The organism is Streptomyces sp. NBC_00271 (genome assembly GCF_036178845.1).
In the GTDB taxonomy this organism is placed as follows: Bacteria; Actinomycetota; Actinomycetes; order Streptomycetales; family Streptomycetaceae; genus Streptomyces.
In genome coordinates this window covers 3,729,094-3,740,214 of the sequence record NZ_CP108070.1, presented here as the reverse complement: position 1 = coordinate 3,740,214, position 11,121 = coordinate 3,729,094, and the positions used below count along the sequence as shown (strand labels likewise).

11 protein-coding genes are annotated in these 11,121 nt (G+C 69.9%); 6 read left to right on the top strand and 5 right to left on the bottom strand.

Annotated elements, in window-relative coordinates; all coding sequences use genetic code 11:
• The first annotated feature begins 270 nt into the window (after positions 1-270).
• From OG798_RS17435 to OG798_RS17415, 5 genes are all read left to right on the top strand, one after another.
• Positions 271-1,215, top strand: a complete 945-nt coding sequence (locus OG798_RS17435) for a TraR/DksA family transcriptional regulator (protein ID WP_095855165.1) — start codon at positions 271-273, stop codon at positions 1,213-1,215.
• A 92-nt stretch (positions 1,216-1,307) separates the two neighbouring features.
• Positions 1,308-1,904, top strand: coding sequence for a signal peptidase II (gene lspA, locus OG798_RS17430; RefSeq protein WP_095855166.1), 597 nt, complete (start codon positions 1,308-1,310; stop codon positions 1,902-1,904).
• A gap of 153 nt (positions 1,905-2,057) precedes the next feature.
• A complete protein-coding gene (locus tag OG798_RS17425; RefSeq protein ID WP_097226191.1) occupies positions 2,058-3,002 on the top strand; it encodes an RluA family pseudouridine synthase in 945 nt (314 codons plus the stop codon).
• Positions 2,999-3,487: a GNAT family N-acetyltransferase gene (locus OG798_RS17420; protein ID WP_095855168.1), complete on the top strand. Its 489-nt coding sequence runs from the start codon at positions 2,999-3,001 to the stop codon at positions 3,485-3,487. Before OG798_RS17425 ends, OG798_RS17420 begins: the two co-directional genes overlap by 4 nt.
• Positions 3,488-3,595: 108 nt before the next feature.
• Positions 3,596-5,182, top strand: a complete 1,587-nt coding sequence (locus OG798_RS17415; RefSeq protein ID WP_095855169.1) for a Na+/H+ antiporter — start codon at positions 3,596-3,598, stop codon at positions 5,180-5,182.
• A gap of 170 nt (positions 5,183-5,352) precedes the next feature.
• On the opposite strand, the gene OG798_RS17410 is transcribed toward OG798_RS17415, so the two are convergent.
• Positions 5,353-6,504, bottom strand: a complete 1,152-nt coding sequence (locus OG798_RS17410) for a mechanosensitive ion channel family protein (RefSeq protein ID WP_097226192.1) — start codon at positions 6,502-6,504, stop codon at positions 5,353-5,355.
• A gap of 99 nt (positions 6,505-6,603) precedes the next feature.
• On the opposite strand from OG798_RS17410, the gene OG798_RS17405 reads away from it, so the two are divergent.
• Positions 6,604-7,173, top strand: a complete 570-nt coding sequence (locus OG798_RS17405) for a dienelactone hydrolase family protein (RefSeq protein ID WP_095858141.1) — start codon at positions 6,604-6,606, stop codon at positions 7,171-7,173.
• 124 nt (positions 7,174-7,297) lie between these two features.
• Here OG798_RS17405 and OG798_RS17400 read toward each other — a convergent pair whose 3' ends face one another.
• The 4 genes from OG798_RS17400 to OG798_RS17385 all read right to left on the bottom strand — a co-directional run bounded on the left by OG798_RS17400 (position 7,298) and on the right by OG798_RS17385 (position 11,102).
• Positions 7,298-7,651 (bottom strand): hypothetical protein, encoded by a 354-nt coding sequence (locus tag OG798_RS17400; RefSeq protein ID WP_095855171.1) that lies wholly within the window; start codon positions 7,649-7,651, stop codon positions 7,298-7,300.
• A gap of 97 nt (positions 7,652-7,748) precedes the next feature.
• Positions 7,749-9,419, bottom strand: a complete 1,671-nt coding sequence (locus OG798_RS17395; protein ID WP_328757288.1) for an alkaline phosphatase D family protein — start codon at positions 9,417-9,419, stop codon at positions 7,749-7,751.
• 92 nt (positions 9,420-9,511) lie between these two features.
• Entirely contained in the window at positions 9,512-10,321 is an 810-nt protein-coding gene (locus OG798_RS17390; RefSeq protein ID WP_097227650.1) for a thioredoxin domain-containing protein, read from the bottom strand.
• Positions 10,322-10,415: 94 nt separating this feature from the next.
• Positions 10,416-11,102, bottom strand: coding sequence for a hypothetical protein (locus OG798_RS17385; RefSeq protein ID WP_328757287.1), 687 nt, complete (start codon positions 11,100-11,102; stop codon positions 10,416-10,418).
• Positions 11,103-11,121 lie beyond the last annotated feature (19 nt).

Sequence of the window (11,121 nt, the reverse complement as noted above, 5' to 3'; positions counted from 1 at the left end):
CGGTTTTCCGGGGCACGCCGCCGGGGCCGCCCCAAGCGGCGCCGCGGCCTCGCGGTGACCCGAAAGGCGAGGCACGGGCGTCCGGATCCTGGGACGCCGGACCTGGCGGATTACCCGGCGGGGAGCTGGGCACAACGCATGCAGGTTCCTCGCGAGGGACCCGCGGGGCGGACGAAACGTTGGTGCGCCCGGTTGCCGTGGACCAGAAGTCGATTTATCGTCCCAGCACGATTTGCGCGCAAAATCACAATATGTGAAGGGGCCGCGGCCATGGTGGCGAAGAAGACCGCCGTACAGCAGTCGGCGTCCGGCAGATCCACGGGTCCGGCGGCCAAGGACGTGGGCGGGAAGAAGAGCGTGTCGGTGGCGCCTGTGGCGCACGCGGCCAATCCGGTGAACACCGCCACGCACACCGCCACGAAGCCGCCCACCAAGACGGCCACGAAAGCCGCTGTCGGCAAGAAGGCGGCGGCCACCGGGAAAGCGGCCGCTACGAAGGGAGCCACCAAGAAAGCGGTCGCCAAGAAAGCGGTCGCCAAGAAATCCGTGGCCAAGGAAGCGGTGGCCAAGGAAGCGGTCGCCCGGAAGGCGGTGGCCAAGAAGGCCGACGGGAAGAGCGTGGCCAGGAAGAGCAGCGGCACGGCAAGGAAAAGCACCAGTACGGCGAAGAAGTCGGTCGCTTCCGCGGCCGAAGGCGCGGCCAAGGCCGCGAAGACGACGGGAGCCACGACGGTGGTTGCGAAGAAGACTCCTGGCACGGCCACGGCGGCGCAGAACCCCACCGCTGTCCCCAAGGCGCGGATCGCCGCGGTGGAGCCCGGCGAGCTCGCGGTGCGCCCCGGTGAGGACCCCTGGACCCCGGAGGAGGTCGCGGAGGCGCGCGCCGAACTCCAGTCCGAGGCGCTGCGGCTGAGCACCGAGATCTCGTCGTCCGAAGAGGCGATCGCGGGCCTGATGCGCGACTCCGGCGACGGCGCGGGTGACGATCAGGCGGACACCGGCACGAAGAACATCACACGCGAGCACGAGATGGCCCTGGCGGCCAACGCGCGCGAGATGCTGGAGCAGACCGAGCGAGCGCTGGAGCGGCTCGACGCGGGCACCTACGGGCTCTGCGAGAACTGCGGCAATCCCATCGGCAAGGCGCGGATGCAGGCCTTCTCGCGAGCCACCCTGTGCGTCGAGTGCAAGCAGAAGCAGGAACGCCGCTCCTGATTCGCGCGGGAGGGCTCCTGAGCACGTGGGCGCCGGGGGGTGTGCCGTACCCTCGTCCTCAGTCAGGCACCTAGGTCGAGGGACTCACTCACGTGGCAGAGGCGGAGCGCATCATCGGTACGCCGGATACCCCAGGAGCGGGGGGCGCCGAGCCGGAGCAGTCCGGCGTGGAAGAGGCCGGGGCCCCGGCCGAGGAGCCCAGGGGCAGGCGCAGGATCGCCGTCCTGTTCACGGTCGCCGCCCTGGCGTACGTCCTCGACCTGGTCAGCAAGCTGATCGTGGTCGCGAAGCTGGAGCACCACGCGCCGATCCAGATCATCGGCGACTGGCTGAGGTTCGAGGCGATCCGCAACGCGGGAGCGGCCTTCGGCGTCGGCGAGGCGTTCACGATCATCTTCACGGTGATCGCCGCGGCCGTGATCGTGGTGATCGCGCGGCTCGCGCGCAAGCTCTACAGCCTGCCCTGGGCGATCGCGCTCGGTCTGCTGCTGGGCGGTGCGCTCGGCAACCTGACCGACCGGATCTTCCGCTCGCCCGGGATCTTCGAGGGCGCGGTCGTGGACTTCATCGCGCCCAAGCACTTCGCGGTCTTCAACCTGGCCGACTCGGCGATCGTCTGCGGCGGCATCCTGATCGTGCTGCTGTCCTTCCGCGGGCTCGACCCGGACGGCACGGTTCACAAGGACTGATCGGTCCACAAGGACTGATTGGTCCATCAGGGCTGATCGGCCCGCACTGAGTGGCGTACGGGACGTCCGGAAGGACGTCTGGGGGCAGGTCCACGGGCACTGCTGTTCGGGCGATGGTCCGGCGGTGTCCGACCCGTCCGGCATACTCGACGGGTGAGCACCATTCCCGAGATCCGCAACCTGCCCGTGCCCGACGGCCTGGAGGGCGAGCGCGTCGACGCCGCCATCTCCCGTATGTTCGGCTTCTCCCGCACGAAGGCCGCCGAGCTTGCCGCGGCGGGGAAGGTCACGGTCGACGGCTCGGTGGTCGGAAAGTCCGAGCGGGTGCACGGCGGCGCCTGGCTGGAAGTGGAGATGCCGCAGGCTCCCGCCCCCGTGCAGATCGTCGCCGAGCCCGTCGAGGGCATGGAGATCGTGCACGACGACGACGACATCGTCGTGATCATCAAGCCGGTCGGTGTGGCCGCGCACCCGAGCCCCGGCTGGAGCGGTCCGACGGTGATCGGCGGCCTCGCGGCGGCCGGGTACCGGATCTCGACCTCGGGTGCCGCCGAGCGGCAGGGCATCGTGCACCGGCTGGACGTCGGCACCTCCGGGCTGATGGTCGTGGCCAAGTCGGAGCGCGCGTACACCTCGCTGAAGCGGCAGTTCAAGGAACGCACGGTCGACAAGCGGTACAACGCGCTGGTCCAGGGGCACCCCGACCCGATGAGCGGCACCATCGACGCACCCATCGGCCGGCACCCGAACCACGACTACAAGTGGGCGGTGACGGCCGAGGGCAAGCCGTCCGTCACGCACTACGACCTGATCGAGGCCTTCCGGGCGGCCAGCCTGCTCGACATCAAGCTGGAGACCGGCCGCACCCATCAGATCCGTGTCCACATGGCGGCCCACCGCCACCCCTGCGTGGGGGACCTGACCTACGGCGCGGACCCGACGATCGCCAAGCGGCTCGGTCTGACCCGGCAGTGGCTGCACGCGGTGCGGCTCGGCTTCGAGCACCCCGGGGACGGGCAGTGGGCGGAGTTCGAGAGCGACTATCCCGAGGACCTGCAGAAGGCGCTCGACAAGGTGCGTGAGGAGAGCTACGCGTGAGCGGCTCGGACGGGGCGCGGAGCGGGTCCTACGTGGTGCGGGTGGCCGAGGACGCCGCGGACCGTGAGGCGTGCTTCGCGGTGCGCAAGGAGGTCTTCGTGGGCGAACAGGGCGTCCCCGAGGACATCGAGTACGACGCGTACGACGCCGGTGCCCTGCATGTGCTGGCTATCCGCGAGGACGGGGTGCCGCTGGGCACCGGGCGACTCCTGTACGGCCCGGAAGCCGCCGCGAAGACCGACGGCGACCTGACGGTCGGCTCGCTCGGCCGGCTCGCCGTGACGAAGGCGGCGCGCGGGCTCGGCGTCGGCGTGGCCCTCGTACGGGCCATCGAGGACGCGGCACGCGCGCGTGGGCTCGCCGCGGTGGACCTGCACGCGCAGACACAGGCGATGGGGTTTTACGAGCGGCTCGGGTACGTGGCGTACGGCGAGGAGTTCCTCGACGCCGGGATCGACCACCGGTCGATGCGCAAGGCTCTGTGAGACGGGGTTCGTCGCACGTGGGTTGCCGGGAGGGCATTGTCGTAGGCGCGTGGCACGCTTGAGGTCTGGCTCTTCCTTGATCGCCTAGACCGTGCCGGAGCGCTGACCGTGGATCAGTTGGCCCTGTTGTTCGTGCTGTTGCTCGGGGCCGTGGTGAGTGTCCCGGTGGGGGACCGGTTCGGGCTGCCGGCGCCCGTCCTGATGACGCTCTTCGGGATCGTGCTGGCCGTGCTGGACTTCGTGCCCAACGTGGACGTCCCGCCGGACCTGATCCTGCCCCTGCTGCTGCCTCCGCTGCTGTACGCCTCGGTGCGACGCACCTCGTGGAGACAGTTCACCGCCAACAAACGGCCGATCTTCCTGCTCGCCGTGGCGCTGGTGTTCGTCACCACGGCGGCCGTGGCTTTTGTCGCCAGCGCCATCGTGCCGGGGCTGCCGATCGCCGCCGCGGTCGCCCTGGGGGCGCTGGTGGCGCCGCCTGACCCGGTCGCCGCGACGGCCGTCGCGGGGCAACTCGGCCTGCCCCGCCGACTGGTGTCGATCCTGGAGGGCGAGGGGCTCTTCAACGACGTGACGGCCATCGTGCTCTACCACGTCGCGATCGCCGCCGCCGTGAGCGGCACCTTCTCGCCGTGGCGGGCCGGGCTCGATCTCGTGCTGTCCGCCGTGGTCGCGGTCGCCATCGGGCTGGCGCTGGGGTGGGCGGCGAACAAGCTGATGTCGCTGCTCGGTGACGCCACGCTGCAGATCGGGATGACGCTGCTGGTGCCCTTCGCGTCGTACGTCCTGGCGGAGGAGCTGCACGGGTCGGGGGTGCTCGCCGTGCTCACCACCGCGCTGTTCCTCGCGGAGTACGCCACCGATGCCGACGACGTCATGACGCGGCTCGCCGGGTACACGTTCTGGGACGTGGTGGACACGCTGGTCACCGGGGTCGCCTTCGGGCTGATCGGGCTCGAGCTGCACAACGCGATCAGGACGGCGTCGGGGCGGTGGGGCGAGATGCTGGGCTGGGCCGCCGCGATCGTCGCCGTCGTGGTGTTCGTACGGCTGGCGTATCTGATGCCGGCGACGTGGCTGACGAAACGGCTTCATGCGAAACGGGACTACGACGAGGAGATTCCGACCTCGTGGCGGGAGACCGTGATCATGTGGTGGTCGGGGATGCGGGGAGTCGCGTCCGTGGCACTCGCGCTCGCCATTCCGCTGAAGATGGACGACGGCTCGCCGTTTCCCGACCGGGACGAGATCATCTTCATCGCGTTCGGGGTGATCATGGCCACGCTGGTGATCCAGGGGCTCACGCTGCCGTGGCTGGTGCGCAGGCTCGGGGTGCGGGCCGATGAGGATGTCGAGAAGGCGTTCGAGAAGGAGCTGGCGGTTCGGGCGGCGAAGGCGGCGAAGCGGAGGCTCAAGGAGATCGAGGAGGTGGAGGAGCTGCCGGAGGAGTTGTCCGAGCAGCTGATTCGGCGGGCCTTCGACATCGGAATGCGGATCAGTCCGGATCTGGGGGACGAGGAGCGGAGGGAGGCGCATGAGCAGCGGGCTCGACGGGTGAAGCGGTTGCGGCGGATTCAGGGGGAGATGTTGAGCGCGGCGCGGCATGAGGTGTTGTCGGCGCGGAGTGAGCCGGGGGCGGATCCGGAGATCGTGGACCGGGTGCTGCGGCACCTGGACGTACGCAGTTTGCGTTGAGGGTGTTCTCCCGCCCGCGCACCGCTGGTTTCCCCCCCGCCGACAAGTGACGGTCGCCTGTGGGGGTGATGCGCCGTCGGCGACTGTGGGAGAGACATAGAGACAAGAGACATAGAGACATACGGATACTCTGCGCGGCCTGCGGGCGGTGCGGGGTGGGGCCCGGGGGGTCAGCTTCGGCCTGGGCCTGTTCGTGGGGGGTCGGGGGTGTAGGGGGTCGTGGGGGCGGATATCGCGCCGTCGGTGTCGTCGTGGTCCGGGCGGTGGGGGCGGCCGTTGGGCCAGCTCAGGGGCAGGATCGCCTCGGCCGTGTTGACGCGGGGGAGGGCGTAGGGGTGTACGTCGGTGAGCCAGCGGATCATGCGCTCGCGCACCGTGACCCGTACCGTCCAGATGTCGTCCGCGTCCTTCGCGGTCACCAGGGCGCGCACCTGCATGGTGTTGGGGGTGGAGTCGGTGACGGCGAGGCCGTAGTCGCGGCCGTCCCAGGCCGGGCACTCACGCAGGATGTCGCGGAGCTGCTCGCGCATCGCCTCGACGGGTGCCGAGTGATCGACGTGGAAGAAGACGATGCCGGTCATCTGGGGGGTGCCGCGGGACCAGTTCTCGAAGGGCTTGGACGTGAAGTACGAGACCGGCATCGTGATCCGGCGCTCGTCCCACGTGCGTACCGTCAGGAACGTCAGTGTGATCTCCTCGACGGTGCCCCACTCGCCGTCCACCACGACCGTGTCACCGAGGCGCACCATGTCGCCGAAGGCGATCTGCAGCCCGGCGAAGAGATTCGCCAGCGTGGACTGGGCGGCGACACCGGCGACGATGCCGAGGATGCCGGCCGAGGCCAGCAGCGAGGCACCGGCCGCGCGCATCGCGGGGAAGGTGAGCAGCATCGAGGCGACGGCCACCACGGCGACGATCGCGGACACCACCCGTTGGATCAGCGTCACTTGCGTGCGCACCCGGCGGACCCGCGCCGGGTCGCGGTGGGCGTTCGCATAGCGGGTGTAGGAGGTCTCGACGATCGCCGTCGCGATGCGGATCACGAGCCACGCGGCGGACCCGATGAGGATCAGGGTCAGGGTGCGGCCGACGCCGACCCGGTGTTCCACGAGCAGCTTCGCCTGGTCGTACGAGCCACGTAGCAGGGCGGCGAACAGCACGAGCTGGAAGGGGACCCGTGCGCGGCGCAGCAGGCCCCACAGGGAGGTCTCTTGGTGTCGGGCGTCGGCCTTGCGCAGTACGCGATCCACGGCCCATCCGATGAGCAGCGTGAGCACGACCGAGCCACCGACGACGATCAGGGGACGCAGTACGTTCTCCATGCCTGAGACCGTAACCGGCTTGGGGCCGCCCTGAACATGTCGCCCTGGTCCCCGGGCCTCGATCCGGGGCTGTCAGTCCTGGCTGGCACCATGGGGCGCATGAACATCATGCTCTTTCACTCGACCTACGGGCCCCGGCCCGCGGTGCGCGCGGCGGCCGACCGGCTGCGTGCCGCGGGGCACGAGGTGTGGACGCCGGACCTCTTCGAGGGCCGCACCTTCGAGACCGTGGAGGAGGGCATGGCCTTCAACGACGGGATCGGCAAGGAGGAGCTGCTCAGACGCGCCGTCCTGGCCGCCGCTCCCTACTCCGAGCGCGGCCTGGTGTACGCGGGGTTCTCGCTCGGCGCCTCCATCGCGCAGACCCTGGCGCTCGGCGACGAGAAGGCCCTTGGGCTGCTGCTCCTGCACGGCACGTCGGACATCGCCGAGAGCGCGTCGGTGGACGAGCTGCCGGTCCAGCTGCACGTCGCGGAGCCGGACCCGTTCGAGACGGACGACTGGCTGAGCGCCTGGTACCTGCAGATGCAGCGGGCGGGGGCGGACGTGGAGATCTACCGGTACGCGGGTGCCGGGCACCTTTACACCGACCCCGACCTGCCCGACTACGACGAGGAGGCCGCCGAGGCCACCTGGCGGGTGGCGCTCGGCTTCCTTGACTCGCTGTAGCGCTCCGCCGCGCCGGGGCGACAGGCTTCCAACAGACGGGCCCGGGCCATCTGTTGGATGACCCGGGCCTGTCTGTTCAACCTCGGTCAACTGCGACTACCGGCGTCGTGGAACGTCGCAGACCCTAGCCCGGGAAGCACTCCTTGGGCGGGTGCACCTGCGACGGGAAGTGACCGGACCACACCCAGGCCGTCGGCTGGGAGTCGTAGATCCTGAACCACCGTTCCCCCGAGGGGGTCTTGGTGGTCGAGCACTGGATCCGCAGGGTCGTGCCCCGCGGCTCCGTGTGGTACCTCGTCGACGAGGAAGTGGGCTGGGCGTATATGGGAGAGCTTTCCGCCGTGGTCAGGTTGACGAACGCCGGTGCCGCTGCCGCCGTGGCTTCCTGCGCCTCGGCGGATGTGGCGGTGAGTCCGGCGAGGGCCAGGGCGGCGCCGAGCACTGCGGTCTTCGTCAGGACACTTTGGGGGGTGGCCATGTGACTCCAATCGTGAGCGAACTGACAGGCCGTCGGTATGACGATCAGATAACGCGCCCGACGCTATCAAGATCTTTCCCACGCCCGGAATTGATTTCTATACCGGGTCGTAGGTGCGCTCGACCTTCTGGGTGCCGGTGCGCGTGCGGTACGAACGAGCCCAGGACGAGGTCGCGTTGGCGTTCGTGCGGTCGGACAGGACGTAGTAGTCCATCTGCGCGCGGTCGGCGGTGATGTCCAGGACGCCGTATCCGTGGCGGTCGGTGTCGACCCAATGGACGTGCCGGTTGGCGATCTGGATGAGCGGGGCGGCAATCGCGGAGACCGTGCCCTCGGGGACCTTCACGATGTCGTCGAGGTTGTCCGAGGTCACCGAGGTGATCACGAACTCGGTGGCGGCCGACGCGGACAGCGGGTACGTCCCGGCGTCCACCGGCACGTCGTTGGCCCAGGACATGTGGATGTCGCCGGTGAGGAACACCGTGTTGCCGATCGCGTTCGAGCGCAGATGGGCGAGGAGTTCACGGCGGTCGTCGGTGTAGCCGTCCCACTGGTCGGTGTTGACGCCGATGCCGTTCTGCGGCAGGTCCAGCAGCTTGGCGAGCGGCTTGAGCAGGTCGGCGGTGAGCGAGCCGATGACGAACGGCGCGATCATCACCGAGTTGCCGACCAGCCGCCAGGTGGTGTCGGACGCCTTCAGTCCGGCCTTCAGCCAGTCGAGCTGGGCCCGGCCCGTGATCGTACGGTCGGGGTCGTCGACCGTGCCGCTGGCCGTGGACGCCTGCTGGGAACGGAAGGACCGCAGGTCGAGCAGGGAGAGGTCGGCGAGCTTGCCGAAGCGCAGCCGGCGGTAGGTGGTGCCCTCGATCGCCGGACGTACCGGCATCCACTCGAAGTAGGCCTGCTTCGCGGCGGCCTGACGTGCCGTCCAGGTGCCCTCGGCGCCCTCGGTGTGGTTGACCGCGCCGCCCGACCAGGCGTTGTCGGCGAACTCGTGGTCGTCCCAGATCGCCACGACCGGCGCCTTGTGGTGCAGGGCCTGGAGGTCCGGGTCGGTCTTGTACTTGCCGTGCCGGGTGCGGTAGTCGGCGAGGGTGATGATCTCGTTAGCGGGGGAGTGCGGCCGGACGACCGTGCCGCGCGCCGCGTACTCGCCGGACTTGTACTCGTAGATGTAGTCCCCGAGATGCAGCCAGGCGTCCAGGTCGTTCCGGGCCGCGAGATGGCGGTACGACGAGAAGTAGCCCGCCTCCCAGTTGGCGCAGGTGACGACGCCGAAGCGCAGGCCCGCCACGGCGGCATTGGCGGCCGGGGCGGTGCGGGTGCGGGCGACGGGCGAGTCGGTGCCGCCCGCGGAGAAGCGGAACCAGTAGTCCGTGGCCGGTTCCAGGCCGCGGATGTCCGCCTTCACGGTGTGGTCGGACGCGGCCGTCGCGGTGAGGGAGCCCTTGGAGACGATCGTGGTGAACGCCTTGTCCTTGGCGACGGTCCAGCTGACTTCGGTGTCGGGGCCGACGCCGGAGCCGGGTATCGCCGCGGGGGTGGGCGTCACCCGGGTCCACAGCAGGATGCCGTCCGGGAGCGGGTCGCCGGAGGCGATGCCGTGCAGGAAGGCGGGGGCGTCCGCGGCGGCGCGGGCCGGCAGGGCGGCGGCGAGCGGGCCGGCCAGGACAGCGGTCGCCGCCGCGGCCTTGACGACCGTACGGCGGCGCGGCGAGGGAGAGTTGAGTCCCTGGAACGCCTCGGATGATCTGTATCGACTGGTCACGACCGAACAGGTTACTGATCGGTACGCGCGAGAGCGGGCGAACCTCGAAAGTTCGCCCGCTCTTCACGCGGAGGCCGAATTCCCCGTCGGCGTCAGCCCTTGAGAGCCGCGTCCACCACCTTGTCGAAGTCGGCCACCGTCAGGAGCGGGGTGCCGCCGTTGAGCTGCTTGCCGTCCATGACGAAGCCCGGGGTGCCGGTCACGCCCTCCTTGTTGTCGTCGAAGGTCTTCGACATGGCCATCGCCCAGGCGTCGTAGGTGCCCTTCTTCACCGCGTTCTGGAACGCGGTGTTGCCCTTCAGCGCGGGAACGGTGTCTGCGGCCTTGAGGAGGTAGGCGTCGTCCTTGAACTTGTCGGTCGTCTCGTCCGGGTGCCACTTCGTCGAGTACAGCGCGGTCTTGTACTCGAGGAACGCCTCGGAGCTGACGTTCAGCGCGGCGCCCAGGGCGCTCAGCGCGTTCTTGGAGCCCTGGCCGTTGTCCTTGTCGTCGATGAACGTGGCGCCGACGTACTGGAACTTGAACTTGCCGTCGTCGATGTCCTTCTTCACGGTCGAGCCGACGGTCTGCTCGAACTGGGCGCAGACCGGGCAGCGCGGGTCCTCGTAGACCTTGAGGGTCTTCTTGGCGGTGCTCTTGCCGATGACGACGGTGGTGCCCTTGGTGCCGGTGGTGTTGGCCGGGGCGACGACCTTGGCGTCCTTCAGGCCCGCCCAGTAGCTCGGCTTGTTGTTCTGCACGACCGCGTAGCCGACGCCGCCGGCTATCGCGAGGACGGCGACGATGGAGCCGGCCACGATGGCCTGGCGCTTGACCTTGTCGCGCTTGGCCTGGCGCTCGCGCTCGAGGCGCAGCTTCTCCCGGGCCGCCGTCTTCGACGCCTGGCTGTTTCGCTTGCTCATGTTGGTGATCTCCAAGGGGGACGCGCACACGTCGTACGCGGAATACGTATGGGGGACCGCTGGTGCTCAAGGGCTGTCGCGCAGAAGCGAGGGCTCAGGCGAAAGCGGCCGAGAGCGGCGGTCCACGCCGTCCCAGGGAGTGCACGAACAGGCGGGTGCGGGCGCCCGTGCTCCGGCGCGCGGGGCGCGGCAGCCGGCGTACCGGGGCGAGCCGTACGGTCACCGCGGCGACCGCGATCAGCAGGGGCCGGAAGGTGGCCGCGGCCACCGCGCGCAGCAGCTGGTCCAGGGCGCGGTCGCCGCGGCGCAGCCAGGCGGCCGCGAGCAGCCCGACGCCGACATGGGCGGCGAGCAGCAGCCAGGCGGCGGCCGGGTCGGTCTGCGCGAGCAGGGTGGCGGCACGGTCGCCGCTGCCGCCGGTCACATGGGCCAGCGGGGTGCCCACGCTGCCGCCGCCGCACAGCACGTCGAAGCCGACCGAGCGCAGCGGGCCCGCGACGGGGCCGCCCGCCCTGCCGTAACAGACGTGCTGGCCCGTGGTGAACACGGTGTCGGCGGTCAGCTCCAGCGGGATGAGCAGGGCGGCGATCCGGCCGAAGCCGCGCTCGCGGCCCGCCAGCGCGTACGCGATGACGAAGACGGCCGCGGCGATCGCCGCCATGGTGCCCAGCGGCAGCGGGACCCGGGACAGCAGTACGTGCGACGCGGTGGAGAGCGTCACGACGACAGCCGTGAACAGCGCCGCGCGCACGGCTCTGAGCTGGGTCCCGGATATGTCCATAGCGGAGCCGAGTGTCCCA

Excerpts from the sequence above, each read along its gene's own strand:
- OG798_RS17435 (WP_095855165.1), top strand. The coding sequence starts at position 271 with ATGGTGGCGAAGAAGACCGCCGTACAGCAGTCGGCGTCCGGCAGATCC.
- OG798_RS17410 (WP_097226192.1), bottom strand. The coding sequence starts at position 6,504 with ATGGAGAACGTACTGCGTCCCCTGATCGTCGTCGGTGGCTCGGTCGTG.
- OG798_RS17405 (WP_095858141.1), top strand. The coding sequence starts at position 6,604 with ATGAACATCATGCTCTTTCACTCGACCTACGGGCCCCGGCCCGCGGTG.
- OG798_RS17400 (WP_095855171.1), bottom strand. The coding sequence starts at position 7,651 with ATGGCCACCCCCCAAAGTGTCCTGACGAAGACCGCAGTGCTCGGCGCC.
- OG798_RS17390 (WP_097227650.1), bottom strand. The coding sequence starts at position 10,321 with ATGAGCAAGCGAAACAGCCAGGCGTCGAAGACGGCGGCCCGGGAGAAG.
- OG798_RS17385 (WP_328757287.1), bottom strand. The coding sequence starts at position 11,102 with ATGGACATATCCGGGACCCAGCTCAGAGCCGTGCGCGCGGCGCTGTTC.